1 protein-coding gene is annotated in these 224 nt (G+C 62.9%); it reads left to right on the top strand.

Features of this window, described 5'->3' with window-relative positions; all coding sequences use genetic code 11:
* Positions 1–224 (top strand): Ig-like domain-containing protein (locus tag ET33_RS35920; RefSeq protein ID WP_036694161.1); only part of this gene is annotated, 224 nt, incomplete at both ends.

Raw genomic sequence — 224 nt, 5'->3', positions numbered from 1 at the left:
CGTGAAGCTGAAGGACGCGCAGGGTAATGCGTTGACGAGCGGAGGCGCGGCGGTCGCGATCACATCGACGTTAGGAACGGTTAGCGCTGTAACGGATAAGCAAGATGGCACCTACACGGCGACGCTGACGGCTCCGACAACGGTGGGGACTGCGACGATTAGCGCAACGGTGGGCGGCAGTGCGATAGCCTCGACGGCAAGTGTCCAGTTCGTGCCGGGAGTGC

Origin of the sequence: Paenibacillus tyrphae, assembly GCF_000722545.1 — a bacterium.
In the GTDB taxonomy this organism is placed as follows: Bacteria; Bacillota; Bacilli; order Paenibacillales; family NBRC-103111; genus Paenibacillus_G; species Paenibacillus_G tyrfis.
Note: the sequence above shows the minus strand (reverse complement) of the source record. Positions and strands in the feature narration are given on the sequence as shown.